At 69.2% G+C, this 20,716-nt stretch carries 16 protein-coding genes and 2 tRNA genes; all 18 read left to right on the top strand.

The annotated features are described in order from the left end of the window. The first annotated feature begins 37 nt into the window (after window positions 1-37). The 18 genes from dnaN to ACYU7L_RS04880 all read left to right on the top strand — a co-directional run bounded on the left by dnaN (window position 38) and on the right by ACYU7L_RS04880 (window position 20,684). Window positions 38-1,177, top strand: coding sequence for a DNA polymerase III subunit beta (gene dnaN, locus ACYU7L_RS04795; RefSeq protein WP_460794130.1), 1,140 nt, complete (start codon window positions 38-40; stop codon window positions 1,175-1,177). A 61-nt stretch (window positions 1,178-1,238) separates the two neighbouring features. Then, a complete protein-coding gene (gene gnd / locus ACYU7L_RS04800; RefSeq protein ID WP_460794131.1) occupies window positions 1,239-2,201 on the top strand; it encodes a phosphogluconate dehydrogenase (NAD(+)-dependent, decarboxylating) in 963 nt (320 codons plus the stop codon). A 6-nt stretch (window positions 2,202-2,207) separates the two neighbouring features. Continuing rightward, complete coding sequence (gene recF, locus ACYU7L_RS04805; protein ID WP_460794132.1) at window positions 2,208-3,377, top strand: DNA replication/repair protein RecF; 1,170 nt, start codon at window positions 2,208-2,210, stop codon at window positions 3,375-3,377. Next, window positions 3,367-3,987: a DciA family protein gene (locus ACYU7L_RS04810; RefSeq protein ID WP_460794134.1), complete on the top strand. Its 621-nt coding sequence runs from the start codon at window positions 3,367-3,369 to the stop codon at window positions 3,985-3,987. The genes recF and ACYU7L_RS04810 overlap by 11 nt, the downstream gene beginning before the upstream one ends. A 374-nt stretch (window positions 3,988-4,361) precedes the next feature. Continuing rightward, window positions 4,362-6,512, top strand: a complete 2,151-nt coding sequence (gene gyrB / locus ACYU7L_RS04815) for a DNA topoisomerase (ATP-hydrolyzing) subunit B (protein ID WP_460794135.1) — start codon at window positions 4,362-4,364, stop codon at window positions 6,510-6,512. A gap of 128 nt (window positions 6,513-6,640) precedes the next feature. Further along, window positions 6,641-9,304, top strand: coding sequence for a DNA gyrase subunit A (gyrA, locus tag ACYU7L_RS04820; RefSeq protein ID WP_460796575.1), 2,664 nt, complete (start codon window positions 6,641-6,643; stop codon window positions 9,302-9,304). Between the two features lie 156 nt (window positions 9,305-9,460). Continuing rightward, on the top strand, window positions 9,461-9,991 hold the full coding sequence (locus tag ACYU7L_RS04825) for a DUF3566 domain-containing protein (RefSeq protein WP_460794136.1): 531 nt from the start codon (window positions 9,461-9,463) through the stop codon (window positions 9,989-9,991). A gap of 98 nt (window positions 9,992-10,089) precedes the next feature. Next, a tRNA-Ile gene (locus ACYU7L_RS04830) sits at window positions 10,090-10,166 on the top strand. A gap of 68 nt (window positions 10,167-10,234) precedes the next feature. Next, window positions 10,235-10,369 carry a DLW-39 family protein gene (locus ACYU7L_RS04835; protein ID WP_460794137.1) on the top strand — a complete coding sequence of 45 codons (135 nt, stop codon included), beginning with the start codon at window positions 10,235-10,237 and terminating at the stop codon, window positions 10,367-10,369. A gap of 8 nt (window positions 10,370-10,377) precedes the next feature. Further along, window positions 10,378-10,450 (top strand) — tRNA-Ala (locus ACYU7L_RS04840). A 108-nt stretch (window positions 10,451-10,558) separates the two neighbouring features. After that, on the top strand, window positions 10,559-13,660 hold the full coding sequence (locus tag ACYU7L_RS04845) for a DUF3427 domain-containing protein (RefSeq protein ID WP_460794139.1): 3,102 nt from the start codon (window positions 10,559-10,561) through the stop codon (window positions 13,658-13,660). 108 nt (window positions 13,661-13,768) lie between these two features. Further along, entirely contained in the window at window positions 13,769-15,187 is a 1,419-nt protein-coding gene (locus ACYU7L_RS04850; RefSeq protein ID WP_460794140.1) for a plasmid pRiA4b ORF-3 family protein, read from the top strand. Window positions 15,188-15,828: 641 nt separating this feature from the next. Continuing rightward, on the top strand, window positions 15,829-16,194 hold the full coding sequence (locus ACYU7L_RS04855; protein ID WP_460794141.1) for an OsmC family protein: 366 nt from the start codon (window positions 15,829-15,831) through the stop codon (window positions 16,192-16,194). Between the two features lie 199 nt (window positions 16,195-16,393). Next, window positions 16,394-17,437, top strand: a complete 1,044-nt coding sequence (locus tag ACYU7L_RS04860; protein WP_460794143.1) for a hypothetical protein — start codon at window positions 16,394-16,396, stop codon at window positions 17,435-17,437. A 173-nt stretch (window positions 17,438-17,610) separates the two neighbouring features. Then, window positions 17,611-18,423 (top strand): SURF1 family protein, encoded by an 813-nt coding sequence (locus ACYU7L_RS04865; RefSeq protein WP_460794144.1) that lies wholly within the window; start codon window positions 17,611-17,613, stop codon window positions 18,421-18,423. Further along, complete coding sequence (locus ACYU7L_RS04870; RefSeq protein ID WP_460794145.1) at window positions 18,420-18,800, top strand: DUF3817 domain-containing protein; 381 nt, start codon at window positions 18,420-18,422, stop codon at window positions 18,798-18,800. The genes ACYU7L_RS04865 and ACYU7L_RS04870 overlap by 4 nt, the downstream gene beginning before the upstream one ends. Window positions 18,801-18,813: 13 nt before the next feature. Then, window positions 18,814-19,647 (top strand): patatin-like phospholipase family protein, encoded by an 834-nt coding sequence (locus tag ACYU7L_RS04875; RefSeq protein ID WP_460794146.1) that lies wholly within the window; start codon window positions 18,814-18,816, stop codon window positions 19,645-19,647. Continuing rightward, window positions 19,644-20,684: a 1-acyl-sn-glycerol-3-phosphate acyltransferase gene (locus ACYU7L_RS04880; protein ID WP_460794148.1), complete on the top strand. Its 1,041-nt coding sequence runs from the start codon at window positions 19,644-19,646 to the stop codon at window positions 20,682-20,684. The genes ACYU7L_RS04875 and ACYU7L_RS04880 overlap by 4 nt, the downstream gene beginning before the upstream one ends. The last annotated feature ends 32 nt before the right edge of the window (window positions 20,685-20,716 follow it).

A 20,716-nucleotide genomic window follows, 5' to 3' on the forward strand; every position in this document is an offset into this window, starting at 1 on the left:
CTCCTGACCAGACGACACGACCACGGAGGACCATCACGTGAAGTTCCGCGTCGAACGCGACGTGCTCGCCGATGCCGTTGCCTGGGCTGCCCGCAGCCTCCCGGTCCGTCCGAGCGTCCCGGTGCTCGCCGGCCTGCTCATCGATGCCAGCGACGCCGGTCTGGTGCTGTCGACCTTCGACTATGAGACGTCCGCACGGGCGACGCTGAGCGCCGAGGTCTCCGACGAGGGCCGCGCGCTCGTCAGCGGCCGACTCCTCGCGGACATCTGCCGCAGCCTGCCCGCGAAGCCGGTCGAGATGGTTCTCGACGGTGCCCGCGTCTCGCTGACCTGCGGATCCGCGCGCTTCAGCCTCCAGACGATGCCCGTCGAGGACTACCCACAGCTGCCCGAGATGCCGGCCGCGACCGGCACCGTGCGCAGTGAGTCGTTCGCGCACGCAGTCGCCCAGGCGGTCACCGCCGCGGGACGCGACGACATGCTCCCGGTCCTGACCGGCGTGCGGATCGAGATCGACGGCTCGACGATCTCGCTGCTCGCCACCGACCGCTTCCGGCTCTCCCACCGCGAGCTCGGCTGGAACCCCCGCACTCCGGACGAGTCGGTGGCCGCACTGGTCCCGGCGAAGGTGCTGGGCGACACCGCCAAGTCGCTGACCGCCGGCAGCGAGGTGACCATCGCGCTCTCCGCCAGTGGCTCCGGCGAGGGCATCATCGGCTTCGAGGGCGCGGCCCCCGGCGGCGTACGACGCACGACCACGCGCCTGCTGGACGGTGAGTTCCCCAAGGTCCGCAGCCTCTTCCCGAGCGACCACCTCACGGTCGCCCGCGTCGACAAGGCCTCGCTCATCGAGTCGGTCAAGCGCGTCGCTCTCGTCGCGGAGCGCAACACCGCGGTGCAGCTCGCGTTCAGCGAGGGCGTGCTGACGCTCGACGCCGGTTCGGGCGACGAGGCCCAGGCCTCGGAGTCGATCGAGGCGACCATCGAGGGCGAGGACATCACGACGGGGTTCAACCCCCAGTTCCTGCTCGACGGACTCGGCGCGATCGACGAGACCGTCGTCGAGCTGGCCTTCACCCAGGCCTCGAAGCCCGTGGTGATGAGCGGGTCGGCGACGGACAGCGACCACGACCCCGGGTTCCGCTACCTGCTGATGCCGCGCCGCCTGCTCTCCTGAGCTGGTCCTGGCGGCCTATGGTCGAAGGCCAGCACCCGAGCGAACCATCACGGAGGAACGCATGGACATCGGACTCGTCGGCCTGGGCAAGATGGGCGGCAACATGCGCGAGCGTCTGCGCCGCGCCGGCCACACGGTCGTGGGCTATGACCGCAACCCCGAGGTGAGCGACGTCGCCTCCCTGGCCGAGCTGGTGGAGGCGCTGCCCTCCCCCAAGGTGGTCTGGGTGATGGTCCCGTCGGGCGACGCGACCCGCGCCACGGTCGCCGAGCTGACCGAGCTGCTGGGCGAGGGCGACGTGCTGGTCGACGGCGGCAACTCGCGCTGGACCGACGACCTGGCTCACGCCGAGCTCCTTGCGGAGCGCGGCATCGGCTTCGTCGACTGCGGCGTCTCGGGCGGTGTGTGGGGGCTGGAGAACGGCTACGCCCTGATGTACGGCGGATCCGAGGAGGACATCGCCAAGGTCCAGCCGGCGTTCGACGCCCTCAAGCCCCCGGGTGAGTTCGGTGCCGTTCGCGCCGGGAGCGTCGGCGCCGGGCACTTCTCGAAGATGGTCCACAACGGCATCGAGTACGCCGTGATGCAGTCCTATGCCGAAGGCTGGGAGCTGCTCGAGAAGGTCGACATGGTCGAGAACACGACCGAGGTCTTCCGTTCGTGGCGCGAGGGCACGGTCATCCGGTCGTGGCTGCTCGACCTGATGGTCGCCGCACTGGACGAGGACCCGGGCCTGTCGAAGATCCGCGGCTACGCCGACGACTCCGGCGAGGGCCGCTGGACCGTGGAGGCCGGCATCGAGCACGCCGTCGCGACCCCCGCGATCACCGCCGCGCTCTACGCCCGCTTCGTCTCGCGCCAGGACGACTCCCCCGCCATGAAGGCGGTGGCCGCGATGCGCAACCAGTTCGGCGGTCACGCCGTCCAGGCGGCCGCCGCGACCGGCGACACCCCTGGCCCTGACACACCCGGCGCCACCGGACCCGCGAACGACGACCCGGGTCCCGATCCCGACCCCGCCTGACCACCCGTGCACGTCTCGCATCTCTTCCTGCACGACTTCCGCTCCTACGCCGACGTGGACGTCGCCCTCGAGCCAGGGGTGACGGCGTTCATCGGCCGCAACGGGCAGGGCAAGACCAACCTCGTCGAGGCGATCGACTACCTGTCCCGCCTGTCCTCGCACCGGGTCTCCTCGGACGCCCCGCTGATCCGGGCCGGCACCGAGCAGGCGCTGGTGCGTGCGGCCGTCGTCCGCGACGGCAGGACCGCGACCCTCGAGGTCGAGCTGAACCCCGGACGCAGCAACCGGGCGCGGATCAACCGCTCCGTCCTCCCCCGCGCCCGCGAGCTCCTCGGGCTGGTGCGCACGGTGGTCTTCTCCCCCGAGGATCTGACGCTCGTCAAGGGCGACCCGTCCGATCGTCGGCGCTTCCTCGACGACCTGCTCGTGCTCCGCGCCCCGCGTCTGGCCGGTGTGCGCGCGGACTACGACCGGGTGCTGCGCCAGCGCAACACGCTGCTCAAGACCATGGGCTCGGCGCGGCGCGGCCGCGGTGAGGGCCACGAGTCGGCGCTGTCCACCCTCGGCGTGTGGGACGACCACCTGGCGCGCACGGGCGCGGAGTTGATGGCCGAGCGCCGGTCGCTGATCGACGCGCTGCGACCGTACGTCGGCAAGGCCTACGCCACCGTCGCCCGCGGGGCCGGGCGCGACGACGCCGAGATCGACTACAAGCCGTCCTTCGCGCTCGAGGACGCCGACGGCCCGCTGAGCGGTGAGGCTCTGGTGGCTGCCTATCTGGCCGAGCTCGAGCGTCGGCGCAAGGACGAGCTCGACCGTGGTGTCTCGCTGGTCGGTCCGCACCGTGACGAGCTGGTGCTCACCCTCGGCAACGGCGAGCTGCGGCTGCCGGTCAAGGGGTACGCCTCGCACGGGGAGTCGTGGTCGTTCGCGCTCGCGCTGCGGCTCGCGTCGTACGACCTGTTGCGCGCGGACGGCGACGACCCCATCCTGATCTTGGACGACGTCTTCGCCGAGCTCGACACCGAGCGCCGGCGCCAGCTCGCCGACCTGGTGGCCGGAGCCGAGCAGGTGCTGGTCACGGCCGCGGTCTCGGCGGACGTGCCGGAGGTGCTGGCCGGGGTGCGGTACGCCGTCGCCGACGGCGAGGTGCGGAGGATGAGCGATGACGACTGAGGAGTCGCCCGAACCGGACGAGCCGAGACCGGACGAGTCGAGCCCCGCGGAGTCGAGCGAGGGGACGAGCCCCGCCGAGGAGCCGCCCGAGCATCACGAGGACGGGCTCGACCTGGCGCGCTCCCTGGCCAAGGCCACGGCCAGGGCGCTGCCCACCGGCGTCCGCCCGCGTCGTACGACGGGAGCCGGGGCGGGAGCCTGGGGCGCTCGTCGCCGCGGCACGGGCCGGGTCTCCGGCGCCTTCCCCGACGAGCGGGACCCGCAGACGCTCGACAGCACGCTCGGTCGGCTGGTCTCCGACCACGGCTGGGCGGTCGACCTGCGCGTGCACGGCGTGTTCGGCAGGTGGGCCGAGCTGGTCGGCGACGAGGTCGCGAGCCACTGCACGCCCGAGGCGTTCGCCGACGGCAAGCTCACGGTGCGCACCGACTCCACGGCGTGGGCCACCCAGCTGAGACTGCTCGCACCCACCATCGTGCGCCGCCTCAACGAGGAGCTCGGCCACGGCACCGTCGTCCTGATCGAGGTCCTCGGACCGCACCTTCCGACCTGGAAGAAGGGCCCCCGGTCGGTGCGCGACGGGCGCGGGCCGCGCGACACCTACGGCTGATCCGACCGGGTCGGGAGCGGGTGGGTGTCAATCCCAGCGGAGACGAACTGGGGCCCCGGTGGACGTACAGGGACCCGTCCGAGCCCCTCCGCGGACGTCCCGGACGCCTTCCTGACGCGCACAGGGCCTATTTTGTGCAGATCCTGCCTCGTTGCCTGGGGAGGATCGCGTGGTTCAGGGCCTCTCAACAGGTAGGATGGCGGGCGGGTCGCTGGCTCCTTCTGTGCAGCGGCCCTCTGCATGGGTCCCGCCCACGCAGACACTCCCGCAAGAGAAGTCACGTTGGGCAGACTCGTTGGGCAGAGCCGCGCGATCTCGGACCCCGGTCCTCGCGCGCGCCCGCCTGGGTCGGCCCGCATCAGGAAGAGGTTCGCGTGTCCGACGAGAGCGCCGTCAACCCCGACGAGTCCCAGGCAGTCGAGTCCCCGGACTCCGAGTCCGAGTTCGGTGGACTGCACGACAAGCTCCGTGAGACCGGACCCGTGGGCGACGCCTACGACGCGTCCGCGATCCAGGTCCTCGAGGGTCTCGAGGCCGTCCGCAAGCGCCCCGGCATGTACATCGGCTCGACCGGTGAGCGCGGCCTGCACCACCTGGTCTGGGAGATCGTCGACAACTCCGTCGACGAGTCGCTGGCCGGGCACTGCGACCGGATCATCGTGACGCTGCTCGAGGACGGCGGCGTCAAGGTCGAGGACAACGGGCGCGGCATCCCCACCGACATCCACCCCACCGAGGGCATCCCCGCGGTGACCATGGCGCTGACCATGCTGCACGCGGGCGGCAAGTTCGGCGGCGGCGGCTACAAGGTCTCCGGCGGTCTGCACGGCGTCGGCGTCTCGGTCGTCAACGCGCTGTCGACCACGCTCCAGGTGGACGTGAAGAACCGCGGTCACCTGTGGCGCCAGGTCTTCACCCTCGGTGTGCCCAACGCTCCGCTCGAGCAGGTGCGCGAGATGGAGGACGGCGAGCACACGGGTACGACGATCACGTTCTGGCCCTCGGAGGAGATCTTCGAGACCACGACGTTCAACTTCGAGACGATCACCAACCGCATCCGCGAGATGGCCTTCCTCAACAAGGGCCTCGAGATCGTGCTGCGCGACGAGCGCCCCGCCGCGGCCGACGTGCTGGAGGCGGTCGAGGACAACACCGTCGACGACGACGTCGACCAGGCGGGCGCGGACGCGATCCAGGCCGGCGAGGCCGGCGGGCTGGAGCGGATCTTCAAGTACGACCGCGGTCTCGTCGACTACGTGGAGCACCTCAACCGTCGCAAGTCGGCCGCCAACCCGACGATCATCGCCTTCGAGGCCGAGACGCCCGAGCGCGTCGAGAACCACATGAGCCTCGAGGTCGCGATGCAGTGGAACACGACCTTCAGCGAGTCGGTCCACACCTTCGCCAACACCATCAACACCCACGAGGGCGGCACGCACGAGGAGGGCTTCCGGGCGGCGCTGACCAGCCTCGTCAACCACTGGGGCGAGGAGTGGGGCCTGATCAAGAAGGTCGAGGACCGGGTCAAGGGCGACGACATCCGCGAGGGCCTCACCGCGATCATCTCGGTGAAGCTCGGCGAGCCGCAGTTCGAGGGCCAGACCAAGACCAAGCTCGGCAACACCGAGGCCAAGGGCTTCGTCCAGCGCCTGATGAACGACCGGTTCGGCGCCTGGCTCGAGGAGAACCCGGCCGAGGGCAAGGAGATCGTCCGCAAGGCGCAGGCCGCGGCGCAGGCTCGCGTCGCCGCGCGCAAGGCGCGCGACCTGGCCCGCAACCGCAAGGGCATCCTCGGCGGCGGTGGTCTGCCCGGCAAGCTGTCGGACTGCCAGTCGACGAACCCCGCCGAGTGCGAGGTCTTCATCGTCGAGGGTGACTCCGCTGGCGGCTCGGCCCGGCAGGGACGCGACCCGCGGATCCAGGCGATCCTGCCGATCCGCGGCAAGATCCTGAATGTCGAGAAGGCCCGCCTGGACCGGATCCTGGGCAACCTCGAGGTGCAGTCGATCATCTCGGCGCTCGGCACCGGGATCACTGAGGACTTCGACATCGAGAAGCTGCGCTACCACAAGGTCGTGCTGATGGCCGACGCCGACGTCGACGGCCACCACATCAACACCCTGCTGCTGACGCTGCTGTTCCGCTTCATGAAGCCGCTGATCGACCACGGCCACGTCTACATGGCGCAGCCGCCGCTCTACCGGCTGCGGTGGAACAAGCCCCACGAGCACGAGTTCGTCTACTCCGACTCCGAGCGCGACGCGCTGATGGCTGCTGGCCTGGAGTCGGGCAAGAAGCTCCCCAAGGAGAACCCGGTCCAGCGCTACAAGGGTCTCGGCGAGATGAACGCCAAGGAGCTGTGGGAGACCACCATGGATCCCGACCAGCGCCTGATGCTGCAGGTGACGCTGGACGACGCGGCCCAGGCCGACGAGATCTTCTCCATCCTGATGGGCGAGGACGTCGAGCAGCGCCGTTCGTTCATCCAGCGCAACGCCAAGGACGTCCGTTTCCTCGACATCTAGATATTCCGCTTTCTAGCGCGAACCCTAGATTCGAGTAGAGCCGACCAGAGAGAACAATCGTGACTGACAACACCACTGAGCCCCCCACCCTCGGCGGACGGATCGAGCCCGTCGAGCTGCAGACGTCGATGCAGCGTGCCTACATCGACTACGCGATGGCCGTCATCGTCGGCCGCGCGCTGCCCGACGTACGCGACGGGCTCAAGCCGGTGCACCGCCGGGTGCTCTACGCGATGTACGACGGGGGCTACCGGCCCGACCGGGGCTTCTCGAAGTGCTCGCGCGTCGTCGGTGACGTGATGGGTCAGTACCACCCGCACGGCGACACCGCGATCTACGACACCCTGGTCCGTCTCGCACAGCCCTGGGTGATGCGCGCGCCGCTGGTCCAGGGCCAGGGCAACTTCGGCTCGCCGGGCAACGACTCGGCGGCCGCCATGCGGTACACCGAGTGCCGGATGGCTCCGCTCGCGCTCGAGATGGTGCGCGACATCCACGAGGACACCGTCGACTTCCAGCCCAACTACGACGGTCGCTCCCAGGAGCCGGTGGTCCTGCCGGCGCGCTACCCCAACCTGCTGGTCAACGGCTCGGCCGGCATCGCGGTCGGCATGGCGACGAACATCCCGCCGCACAACCTCAAGGAGGTCGCCGAGGGTGCCAAGTGGGCCCTCGAGCACCCCGACGCGACGCGCGAGGAGCTGCAGGACGCGCTGATCGAGCGGATCAAGGGTCCCGACTTCCCCAACGGTGCGCTGATCGTCGGCCGCCAGGGCATCGAGCAGGCCTACCGCACCGGTCGCGGGTCGGTCACCCAGCGCGCGGTCATCGAGATCGACGAGGACAAGCGCGGTCGCACCTGCCTGGTGATCACCGAGCTGCCCTACATGGTCAACCCCGACAACCTCGCGATCAAGATCGCCGAGCTGGCCGACTCCGGGCGGGTCCAGGGCATCTCGGACGTGCGCGACGACACCTCCGACCGCACCGGCCAGCGCCTGGTCATCGTGCTGCGCCGCGATGCGGTCGCCCGCGTGGTGCTCAACAACCTGCTCAAGCACACCGAGCTGCAGACCAACTTCAGCGCCAACATGCTGGCGCTCGTCGACGGCGTGCCCCGCACGCTGAGCATCGACCAGTTCATCAGCAACTGGGTCGAGCACCAGGTCGAGGTCATCCAGCGCCGGACGCGCTACCGCCTCGCGGAGGCCGAGAAGGAAGCCCACATCCTGCGCGGGCTGGTCAAGGCGCTCGACATGCTCGACGAGGTCATCGCGCTGATCCGCCGCTCCCCCGAGGTCGACGACGCGCGCGACGGCCTGATCGCGCTGCTGGACATCGACGAGATCCAGGCCGTCGCCATCCTCAACCTGCAGCTGCGCCGCCTTGCGGCCATGCAGCGCCAGAAGATCGTCGACGACCTGGCGGCGCTGGAGCTGAAGATCGCCGACCTCGAGGACATCCTCGCCAACCTCTCGCGTCAGCGGCGGATCATCGCCGAGGAGCTCGAGGCGGTCGTGGAGAAGTACGGCGACGACCGCCGGACCCAGATCATCGCGGCCGACGGCGACCTCTCGATGGAGGACCTGATCCCCGACGAGGATCTCGTCGTGTCGATCACCCGCGGTGGCTACGCCAAGCGGACCCGCGCCGACCAGTACCGCACGCAGAAGCGCGGCGGCAAGGGCGTGCGTGGCGCGACGCTGCGTGGCGACGACGTCGTCGAGCACTTCATCGCGACGACCAACCACCACTGGCTGCTGTTCTTCACCACGGCCGGGCGGGTCTACCGGACCAAGGCCTACAACCTGCCGGAGGCGCAGCGAGACGCCAAGGGCGGTCACGTCGCCGGGCTGCTGAGCTTCCAGCCGGACGAGCGGATCGCGCAGGTGCTGGCGATCCGCGACTACGACCAGGCGCCGTACCTCGTGCTCGCGACCCGCACCGGCCTGATCAAGAAGACCCGTCTGGGCGACTACAACAGCCCGCGCCAGGCCGGTGTCATCGCGATCAACTTCCGTGAGGATGACGACGAGCTGATCGGCGCCGAGCTGGTCAACGCCGACGACGACGTCCTGCTGGTGTCGCGCAAGGGGCAGGCGATCCGGTTCCGTGCCGACGACACCCAGCTGCGGCCGATGGGTCGCGCGACCTCGGGTGTCTCGGGGATGAAGTTCCGCGACGGCGACGCCCTGCTGTCGATGTCGGTCATCCGCGCCGAGCAGGTGGCGGCCGAGGAGGCCGCGGAGGCGAGGGCCGCCGAGGCCGGTGAGTCGACGGCGGCCGGCGACCTGCCGGACGTGAAGGAGCAGTACGTCTTCACGATCACCGACGGTGGCTTCGCCAAGCGGACCCGGATCTCTGAGTACCGCCTGCAGTCGCGGGGCGGCATCGGCATCAAGGCGATGTCGCTGGCCAACGAGGAGCGCGGCGGCCTCGTCGGCGCGTTCATCGTGGAGGAGGGCGACGAGGTCCTGCTCATCACCCAGGCCGGCCAGGTCGTGCGCAGCCCGATCAATGCCGAGTTCCGGCCCACCGGTCGATCCACGATGGGCGTGAAGTTCGCCAAGCCCAAGAAGGGTGACGCGGTGGCTGTCGTGGCACGCTCCGTGGAGGCCAAGGAGGACGCGGTCGACGACGAGGAGAGCGGCGACGAGACGGGTCTGGAGACCTCGGAGCAGGTGGCGGGCGTGGACGCGGATGCAACAATCGCTGACGACAACCTTGCTGCAGAGGACTCTGCTGACGACAACGGGGGCGACGGCTCCGGTGACGACGAGACCAAGGAGTGACGTCCGATGACCGACCGCCCGGCCCCTAGGGCCACTCCCCCCTCGCCGGCCCCGACCGGATCGTCCGCAGCGCGGCCGACTGCGAAGCCGGCCCAGCCGGCCCAATCGGCACAGCAGCCCAGTGCGCGCAACGACGACACGGCGGTGCGCCCGGCGATGACCGGGCGCCTGCAGGCGGCCTTCTCCAACGCTGCGGACGAGCGCGCCGCCAACGCCGACCCGACGTCGGCGGCCAAGGCGGCCAAGGCATCGAAGGCGGCCAAGGGCGGGCAGGCACCGAGTGCGCCTGCCAAGAGCGGGCCGGGGCCGCGGCCGCCCCGCCGCGCCCGGCTGCGGCTGACCCGCATCGACCCCTGGTCGGTGATGAAGACCGCCTTCCTGCTCTCGATCGCCTTCGCGATCGTCACGGTGGTATCGGTCTTCATCGTGTGGTCGGTGCTTGGCGTTGCCGGCGTCTGGGACTCCATCAACGGCACCGTGCAGGACGTGATCGGCGGCGAGGAGTCGGCCGACTTCGACGTGGAGGACTATGTCGGGCTCTCCCGCGTCATGGGCTTCACGATGCTCGTGTCGGTCATCGACGTCGTGCTGATCACCGCCATGGCGACGCTCAGCGCGTTCCTCTACAACATGGCGGCAGCCCTGCTCGGCGGCATCGACGTGACCCTCGCGGAGGACGAGCGCTGAGGGTCTCCCACCCCAGGTGGGGGCCGTTTTGTCGGCCTCCGCGGGGGTGGGGTAATGTTCCCCCTCGGTCGTTGCCGAGGATCGGTGAACGCCCATGCGGGCCTATAGCTCAGACGGTTAGAGCGCTTCCCTGATAAGGAAGAGGTCACAGGTTCAAGTCCTGTTAGGCCCACCACCCGCGTCCTGCTTCACCGCCACGGTCCGGTTCCCCGGGCGTGGCACGATCCGCATGGGAGATCCACCGTGAAGAAGCTCCTGCTCGTCCTGCTGGCCGCCCTCGGTGCCGTGATGGCCAAGAAGAAGCTGGACGACGGCAAGCGTGAGCAGGCACTGTGGGCCGAGGCGACCGACCCGGTCGCGAAGCAGACTGCTTCATAACTCAACAGGGGGCATTAGCTCAGTTGGTAGAGCGCTGCCTTTGCAAGGCAGATGTCAGGAGTTCGAGTCTCCTATGCTCCACTCAGCTCGACTGTCGAGCTTGTCGAGACGCCGCAGGATTGCCTGCGGCTCTGTCCTCTCAGGTCGAGCTTCCGCCCAGATGGCCGGTGACCATGAGAGCTTGGGCCAGTGACGGAACAGCCGCTGGCCCTTCCCGGACTCCACGAGCAGTTGGTGACCCAGGCGTTGCAGGTCGCGCTCGACGACGAGGTCGCGTTTCGCGCCGAGTTCGCCAAGGTGGACCCGGCTGACCAACCGCACGTGCTGGCTCGGCACATCTATGAGCTCACTCGCGGTGCCTTGGAAGGCCGAACTGATCCGAACAGTCGGCTTCAGCTTCTCAACAGCCTCGTCGTCCTTCTTGAAGTCCCTGGTGCCAGAGTCGACGCCCCAGCGCAACAGCTGCGACGCCTTGCCAGGGACCCCGGGCCCGGAGTGCTCGATATCGAGCCCACTCGACCTAAGACGCCTTTGTCGGACGCGGCACTCCTCACCAACAGCAGTGGCGAGCCGAACCTCGCTGCCGAGTTGCGCGCCGAAATCGACACCTCGGACGAGGTCGATCTGCTCTGCGCCTTCGTGAAGTGGCATGGTCTGCGCCTCCTCGAGAGCGAGCTCGGGCGACTGCGCCGTCGCCGAGCCCCGCTGCGCGTGATCACGACGACCTACATGGGCGCGACCGAGCGGGCCGCACTCGACCGGCTCGTTCGAGAGCTCGGTGCCGAGGTGCGAATCCAGTACGACGCGGCCCGCACCCGTCTGCACGCGAAGGCCTGGATGTTTCGCCGCCGGACCCGTTACGACACGGCGTACGTCGGGTCATCCAACCTCTCCCGCGCGGCCCTCCTCGACGGGGTGGAATGGAACGTCCGCCTGTCCCGAGTGGCCACTCCTTCGCTGTTGGACAAGTTCCACGGCACCTTCGACACCTACTGGAACGACCCGAGCTTCGAGCTCTACGACCCGGAGCGCGACCGGGACCGCTTGGACGATGCGCTCGCCGAGGCTTCGGGACGCAGACAGAGCGACCGGGTGACCATCAGCCTTTCTGGACTCGAGGTCCGACCGTTCACCTACCAGCAACACATGCTCGACGAGTTGGCTGTCGAGCGCGATGTGCACGGTCGCCACCGCAATCTGGTCGTCGCGGCCACGGGTACCGGCAAGACAGTGGTCGCGGCACTCGACTACCGCCGCTTGTGCGGACCGACGCCCACCGATCGGCCTCGACTTCTCTTCGTCGCACACCGCAAGGAGATTCTCCAGCAGTCGTTGCGCACCTACCGCGAGGTCCTCGGCGATCCGATGTTCGGTGAGCTGTACGTCGCCGGCGCGCGACCCGAGAGATGGGACCACGTCTTCGCCAGTGTGCAGTCCCTCCAGTCGTATGGCGTGACGAACATCCCCACCGACGCCTACGACATCGTGGTCATCGACGAGTTCCACCACGCCCAGGCGCCGACGTACCGACGACTCCTCGACCACCTGACCCCTCGCGAACTGCTCGGTCTCACCGCAACCCCCGAGCGCGCCGACGGGATCGACGTCCGCGCCTCGTTCTTCGAGGGGCGCACTGCCACGGAGCTGCGGCTGTGGGACGCGCTCGGCCAAGACCTGCTCTGCCCATTTCATTACTTCGCCGTCGCGGACGGTACTGACCTCCGGCGCATCAGCTGGAGCCGTGGACAGTACGACGAGGGTGAGCTGTCGAACGTCTACACCGGCAACCAGGCGCGGGCTGCCATCGTCCTTCAGCAACTGCGCGAGAAGGTGATCGATCCCGGGGAGATGCGCGCACTCGGTTTCTGCGTCGGCGTCGCTCATGCCCACTTCATGGCCGAGGCGTTCAGGGCTGCGGGCATCCCCGCCCTCGCCGTCAGCGGTGAAACACCTGGAGCAGACCGGCAGCGCGCACTCGAGGATCTCAAGGCGCGCCGAGTCAACGTGCTGTTCGCTGCCGACCTGTTCAACGAGGGCCTCGACCTGCCGGACGTGGACACGGTGCTGTTCCTCCGTCCCACCGAGAGCGCCACGATCTTCCTGCAACAGTTGGGTCGTGGACTTCGCCGCACACCCAACAAGGCTGTGCTGACCGTTCTCGACTTCGTGGGCCATCAGCGCCAGGAGTTCCGCTTCGATAGGAAGTTGCGCGCCCTCACAGGCGAGACCCGGCGGGGCCTCGTGCGCGAGATTGAACGAGGGTTCCCGTTCCTGCCCTCCGGCTGCCAGATCGTGATGGACCGACAGGCCCAGTCCGTGATCCTCGACAACCTGCGTGCCCAGGTCGCGAACAGCTGGAAGTCGATGACTGCGGAGCTGCGCTCGTACGGCGACCTCGACCTCCCGACCTTCGTGCATGAGTCCGGTATCGAGTTGCCTGACATCCTGCGCCGTGGCCAGCGGTCCTGGACCCAGCTCCGCCGAGACGCCGGCCTGCCGACCGCCGCCGGAACACCACGCGAGGCGCAGCTCCTCAAACGAATCCGCGCCTTCGCTCACGTCGACGACGGACTCAGAGCGGTCGGCTACCCCCAGTTGCTGAGGACAGTCACTCCCTATGCCGACCTCAGCCAGATGGAGCAGAGGCTGGCGCGGATGCTGTTCTTCTCAGCGTTCCCCGGCGCAAACGGCTTCTCGACGTACGACGAAGGCCTCGCCGCAATCCGTGCCGAGCACGCTGCCGCCGCAGAGCTCGGCGCGGTCATCGACTTGGTCTTCGATGCAACCCGGCATGATGCGATGCCGCTGACCGAGTCCCTTTCAGATGTGCCGCTTCGCGTCCACGCGTCGTATCAACGCGAAGAGATCCTCGCTGCCCTCGACTACGCGACTCTCCAGCGAAAGCCGACGAGCATGATGCAAGGCGTCGCCTACTCCGAGTCACTGAACGTCGACGCCTTCTTCGTGACACTGACGAAATCCGAGGCGGACTATTCCCCCACCACCATGTATCGCGATTATCCGATCAGCCCCACGCTCTTTCACTGGGAATCCCAGAACGCCACCTCGGCCGCCTCACCCACGGGTCAGCGCTACCTCCGTGGCTCAAGCACGGTGCTGATCTTCTGCCGGAGGGAGAACAAAGGCGAGTACGACACGGCACCCTACGTATTCCTAGGCCCGGCCACCTATGTCAGTCACGTGGGTGAGCGCCCCCTCGCCATAACCTGGGAACTGCAACACGCAATGCCGTCGGCGTTGTTCGCGAGCGCAACCCTGGCCGGGTCGTGAACACCTCTGCTGCGACCGACGCCTAACAGGAGATGCGCGCGAACCGGCGGTGATTCACTGTCAGCCGTGGCCGAACCGACTGATGTCCAGCACCTAGTAGATCAGCTCATGGCAGGTGGCAGCCCGGAGGAGAAGGAGGCGCTTGTCGATGCGTTGATGAGCCGGCAGGTGCCCAGCATGTTCGAGCAGTTCCAGCAGGTCGAGGCGCCAAGGCTGCTCTCTGTCCCGAGCGAGATCCGGGGGTTCCGGGTGCGTCTGGACCTGCGCGACGCGAAGCCGCCGGTGTGGCGGCGCCTTGAGCTGCCCGGTGACCTGACGCTGCCGCGCCTGCACGACGTCATTCAGGCCGCGATGGGGTGGGCCAATAGCCACTTGCACCGGTTTCGCACCGGCAGCGACCACAGGTCGCCGTACTTCGTGACGACCTTCGACCTCGAGGAGGGAGAGGACGGCACGCTGGAGGACGACGTACGCCTCGATCAGCTCGTCGCTGAGAAGGGCAACCAGCTTTGGTACGAGTACGACTTCGGCGACGGGTGGGACCACAAACTGGTGGTCGAGGAGGTGCTCGACGAGCCACCCGCGACGGCGCGGTGCACTGCCGGGCGGATGGCGTGTCCTCCCGAGGATTGCGGTGGGATCGGCGGCTATGAGGAGCTGGCGACGTGGGTCCGCAGCGGGTGCGACGAGGCACTGCTCCCCGACAACTTCGAGGACGTCGCACACGCTCGCGACTGGCTCCCACTCGACTGGCACCCGGACCACTTCGACGTCGAGGAGGTCAACGCCGCTCTTGCCGTTGCGGTCTCCGAGCCCGCCGAGGTAACCGGGGAGATGGCCGAACTCGTCGAGCAGCTCGATCACCGGGGCATCCGCCTCCTGCGGGAGGTGCTGGGTCGTCCGCTCTCCCACGGGCCGACCGAGATCACGGAGGACGAGGCCGCACGGTTGACCGCGACCTATCGGACCTTCCTCGACATCGTGGGCGGCGGTGTCACGCTGACAACTGCGGGCTACCTCCCACCTGCCGTCGTCGAGCAGGTCGCCGAACGCACTGGCATTGCCGACTGGTGGATCGGCAAGGCCAACAGGGAGGACCTCACCTTCCCCGTCGCCGACATCCGCACCACCGCGCGCGCCCTCGGGTTGGTCAGTGTCCGCAAGGGCCGTCTGAGCCCGACGGCCGCCGCTGTTCGACGAGCCCATGATGCGCAGGCGCTCCTGGGGCACATCGTCGAGCGCCTGCCGGTGGGCACCACTGAGGCCGAGCGCCAGGCAGGCTGGATGGCGCTCGCCGTGGTCGGTAGTGGCGTCTCTGCTCCGGAGTGGCGCAGAGAGATCAGCGACCTGCTCTTCGCGCTCGGGTGGCGCAGCGGACAGGACCGGCTCTCGCTTCCGCCTGCCAACAGCGCGACACTCGACGTCCTTGAGCAACTCGCCGGTGCTTCGCGCGTCCGCTGGCGCGAAATCACCGGCGTCGACCTCGCCGTGGCGGCCATCGCCCGCGCGGCTATCCGACGGACCTGACCACCACCGGAGGTAGCTCGGAGAGAGCGCTGTGGCTGCAGCCCTGGACGGCAGCCAGCAGATCAGCGACAGCCCTCCTGGCTGAAGGTCTCCCCACCGGCGGCAGGCCGCCTGGCCAGCCACGCAAACGCGGCATGCCTGACGACCAACTGTGGCGGCCCGTCACCTGCAATGCTCACGCCATGAGTGACGAGCCGTCGGCGCAACACAAGATCGACATGCTCCGGGAGCGCGCGAGTCACCTCAAAGCCATCCGCGTAGCCCTGGACGACGTCCGGAGTGCTCGACATCCTGCTGGGTGCAGCCGATCCAGAGGTGGCCCGTCAGATGCTCTCCGACCGCTACGGGCTGATCGGCGCGCAGGTGGACGTTGTGATGAACCTGCAGTTCCGCAGAGCAACACAGTCGGACAGAGGCAAGATCCAGCACGAGATCGAGGAGCTCCAACAGCAGCTCGACCGTCTGCTCGAGCAGATGCAGGGGGAGCGAAGGCAAGGAGTAGGGGACGCCTGGACAATTCGATCGGGCCCGAGTGTTCCTCCCCTACCGTTCCTCTCATGGCGACACACGAGTACTCCTCCCGCCTCACATGGTCCGGTTCGACTGGCGACGGGTACCGGACCTACCCCCGGGAGCATGAGGTGCACCTGACCCCGGAGCCGCTGCTCCTGAGTGCGGACCCGGCGTTCCGTGGTGATGCCGCGTTCCCCAACCCCGAGCAGCTGCTCCTCGCTGCGGCCAGCTCGTGCCAGCTGCTGTCCTTCCTCGCGGTCGCTGCGCGTGCCGGCGTCGACGTGGTCGCGTACGCCGACGACGCGGCCGCGTTGATGCCGGACGCAGCCTCCGGGATGCGGATCACCGAGATCGTCCTGCGCCCGCGGATCACCGTCAGGGGGAGCGACGAGTCGATGGTGGCGACCCTGGTGGAGACAGCGCACGACCAGTGCTTCATCGCGAACACGCTCAACGCGACGATGCGCGTCGAGCACACCGTCGAGCTCGTGTGATGCCCCACGACCCCACGATCACGCCCTCGCGCTCACGCCCGTGGGCAGGACCGCGTTCACCGCACTCCAGGAGGGGTTCGGTGCCGAAGCAGCAACGCCGTTCGTCGCGGCCCAGGCCGAATGATTGACTTCTCCGCGTGAGCACTCCTGATGACGCCGTGACACCTGCAGCACCGGCGGTGACCCGGCGGGGCGTGGAGTGAACCTGACTCGTTGGCAGCGAGCTGGCCGGGGAATCGTCGCGCTCGCGGCGGCCGCTCTCGTGCTGGCTGGCTGCGGCCCGGACACCGACGCGCCGTCCCCCTCGTCGGCGACCTCGTCCCCGGGCACCGTGGCCAGGGAGGCCCGCGGCCTGCTCCGCGATGCGACGCTGCCGCCCGCCGTACGCGCGTTGGCGTTGGTACCCCTCGAGGCCGAGACGGTGACGGTGACCGACTACGACGCGATCCGGGACCGGTTCGGGATGACGGATCTGAGCAGCGGATCCGCCGCTGAGGACCGGTCCCGGTTCTGGGAGCGGGCTGAGCGTGACGCCGTGCTGCTCTCCCCGGGCCTCCTACGCGGACGTACGACATCAGCGGTGGCCGGCCGAGGGTTCTCCCAGGACGACGTCGCCTGGGAGGCACGCTTCGCCGGTCCGGAGGGTGAGGGCTTCGTCGTCGCCTTCCGATCCGGGGTGGACATGGGGCCGGTGTCCGCCGCGGTCGCGAAGCGCGATGTCGCGTTGCGAGGCGCCCGGGTGCTCGTCCGTGATCGGCTGCTGGTGAAGGGTACGGCGGACCCGGATGAGGAGGTGTGGGGCGAAGACGGCCCGGCCGAGCTCATCGAGCCGGGCGCCGAGTCCCTCTGGCTTCGCCGCAGCTGCGTCGAGCTCCCCGCCCTGCTCGGCCCCGGCGCGTCGTACGACGAGAGCCGGGTGGCCGACGAGCTCGACCTGCACCTTCTCGACCCGCTGGATGCGGTCAGCGTCACCTTCGAGCAGTGGGTCGCCACCGCCCGCCTCGGGCCGGACCGGCGCGACCTCTTCCCACGCTCCGACCTGGCGGCACAGTGGCCCAAGGGGGCTCAGGGGTCGCAGGGACCGGGCGTGGCCTACCGCGACGCCTTCGTCGGTGAGCCAGCGGTCGACCCCTCGACGGGACGCATCGGCCTCCAGATCGCCGACGTGGGCGCGGCAGCCCGCCTGGTGACGCAGGACCGGCTGCCCTTCACCGTCTGCCCCACCCCGCCTCCCACCTCCTGAGTCGGCGCAGACTCACGCCGTACGACGAGTGAGTCGGCGTGAACGCACAGGTTCAGCCGAGCGTTTGCGCCGACTCAGCGCCCTACCGATGTGCACTTGCGCCGACTCGGGGGGTTGCGGGGGTGCACATACGCCGACTCGGGGTTCGTCCGGGGGCGGCGTACGCTCTAAGGGTGTCTGGTGTGCTGGCTCGTCGGTTCTGGGTGGCGCATCTCGTGGGCGTTGTCTGCACCGCGATCGCCGTGAGCCTGGGGCTGTGGCAGCTGGACTCGTGGCAGGCCCAGCGCGAGGCGGCGGCGCGGGACCTGACGATGCGCGAGCCGGTCGAGCTGACGGACGTGATGGGGGCCGACGACCCGTTCCCCGGCGACCGCGTGGGGCAGCCCGTGCGAGTGGCGGGCACCTGGGTCCCGACCGGGACGGTCTTTGTCACCGATCGCACCCAGGACGGCGTCGAAGGGTCGTGGGTGGTGACGCCGCTGGCCGTCGACGGTGGTGTCGATGCGCCCGCCATCCTGGTGGTGCGCGGCTTCCTCGACGACCCCGAGCCCGACCCGGACAGCGCGCCCGAGCCGCCGACCGGAGAGGCCGAGCTCGTCGCGTGGCTGCAGCCGGCCGAAGGCACCGGCCAGATGGACCCCGACCCCTCGGACGACCTGCTCCCCCAGCTGCGGCTCGCCGACGCGATCCAGCACGTGGAGCAGGACCTCTACAGCGGCTATGCCGTCCTCCAGGACCCCACCGAAGGGCTCGGCCAGGCCGACCTCGACGCCCTGCCGAAGTCCGACCAGTCCACCGGGCTGCGCAACCTGCTCTATGCCCTCGAGTGGTGGATCTTCGCCGGGTTCGTGCTCTACATCTGGTGGCGCTACGTCCGCGACGAGCTCGAGCGGGCAGCGCGCGGTGACGCGGATCATGAGGGGAGCAGCGAGCAGGAGGCCGCCTCAGCCGCCGCTCAGGATGACGCGGTAGCGTCCCAGCCGTGAAAGCCGCGCTCCTCCGCTATCGGGTGATGGCCACCATCGTCGGTGTCTTGCTCGTCGTCCTCTGCCTCGTCGGCGTCCCGCTCGCCAACTTCGACGGCACCGGCATGTGGGGCCTCTTCGACAGCACGCCCAACTGGTTCGCCACCGGCAGCGACGCCCAGCACGTGGGCGAGGCGATCACGGAGTACCTCGGCGTCGCGCACGGCTGGCTCTACATGATCTTCGTGCTGATGGCCTTCATGCTCTCGCGCAAGGCCGAGTGGGACATCGGCTTCACGCTCGTGACGCTGATCTGCGGCACGGTGCCGATCCTCTCCTTCTGGGCCGAGCACCGCGCGACGCAGCGCGTGCGCGCGGAGCACCTCCAGACCGCCTGATACCTTCTCGAAGGTGACCACCACCGCCTTCGTCCTCGGCGGTGGTGGGGTGCTCGGCGCGGCCGAGGTCGGCATGCTGCAGGCGCTCTTCGAGCGCGGCGTCGTCCCCGATCTGGTGCTCGGCACCAGCATCGGCGCCATCAACGGCGCCATGGTCGCCCGCGAGCCCCGCGCCGCGGTGATCGGTCGGCTGACCGAGCTGTGGCAGGCCGCCGCCGAGTCCGGTGACGTGTACGGCGACCGCCCGCTGCGCACCGTGCGGCGCGCGATGTCGACCGGCACCCACATCTACTCTGCCAAGCCGCTCACCCAGCGGCTGCGCGATGAGCTGGGTGAGCTCGCCTTCGAGGACCTCGAGGTCCCGCTGCAGGTGTGCGCCGCCAGCATCGAGCGCGCAGCCGAGCACTGGTTCACGACCGGCCCGGTGGTCGACGCGGTGGTCGCGAGCGCCGCCGTACCCGGGCTGCTGCCGCCGGCGAAGGTCGGCGACGAGCACTTCCTCGACGGCGGCATCGTCAACTCGATCCCGTTGGGGCGCGCGGTCCAGCTCGGCGCCGACCGCGTCTTCGTCCTCCAGGTGGGCCGCATCGACCGCCCCCTGGTGGCTCCGCGCAAGCCCTGGGACGTCGCCCGCGTCTCCTTCGAGATCGCCCGTCGGCACCGCTTCGTCCGCGAGATGGCCGAGCTGCCCGAGCACGTCGAGGCGCACGTGCTCCCCGCGGCCGGCACCTCGAGTCGCGACGACTCCCTCTTCGCCCACCGCGACTTCACCTCCGTGCACCAGCGCATCACCGCGACGTACGACGAGTCGCTCGCCTATCTGCGCGAGCATGGGGTCGGCACGTGACCTGGAGCGCCCTCCTCGTCAGACTCCTGCGCCGCGTGGTGCTCGCCCCGGCGGTCATCGCGCTGACCGTGCTCATCTGGGGGACGCTCCCGCTGTGGCTGATCGGGGCCGCCGCGATCTCCCCGTTGGTGCCGGGCCGCTGGCGGGCGCTGCGGCTGATGTGGGTGGCCATCGTCTACCTGACCTGCGAGAGCGTGCTGCTGGTGGTGATGTTCGCCTGGTGGATCTCCTCGGGGTTCGGCTGGCGGATGCGAACGCCGTACTTCGAAGGGATCCACTACGACCTCGCGCAGGGGCTGCTGTGGGTGTTCTTCCGCGAGGCACGCCGGGTCGTGCGCTTGCGGATCCTCACCGAGGGGCCCGCCCCGGACGCCCACCCCGGCCGTCCGTTGCTCGTCTGCTGCCGGCACGCAGGACCCGGCGATTCCTTCACGCTGATGTATGCGCTGCTGCACTGGTATCACCGCGAGCCGCGCGTCGTCCTCAAGGACACCCTGGCCTGGGACCCGATGATCGACGTCCTGCTGCGCCGGGTGCCGGCGCGATTCATCTCCCCCAACCCGGCAGCCGGGGAGGACCTGGAGTCGCAGATCGCGGAGCTGGCGCAGGGGCTCGACGAGAACGACGCGTTCGTGATCTTCCCCGAGGGCGGCAACTTCACCCCGCAGCGCCGCGAGAGGGCGATCGGCCGGCTGCGCAAGCTGGGGCTCGACAAGATGGCGGACCGGGCCGAGGCGATGACGCACGTCCTCGCCCCGCGGCCGGGCGGTCTCATCGCCGCTCTCGACGCCGCGCCGGACGCCGACGTGGTGCTGGTCGCCCACACCGGGCTGGATCACCTGCTGACGGTCGCCGACGTGTGGCGCGAGCTGCCGATGGACAAGCAGATCGTGATGCGCTGGTGGCAGGTGCCGCGCGCCGAGATCCCGGCCGGACGCGAGGAGCGCATCGAGTGGCTCTACGACTGGTGGGAGCGCATCGACGTCTGGATAGCGCAGAACCGGCCGGAGGAGCTTCCCTCCGGCCGGTCCAGATAGCTGAGTCCCGATGACTCAGCAGTGATCGAGCA

The sequence above is a fragment of the Nocardioides pacificus genome, from assembly GCF_054775955.1.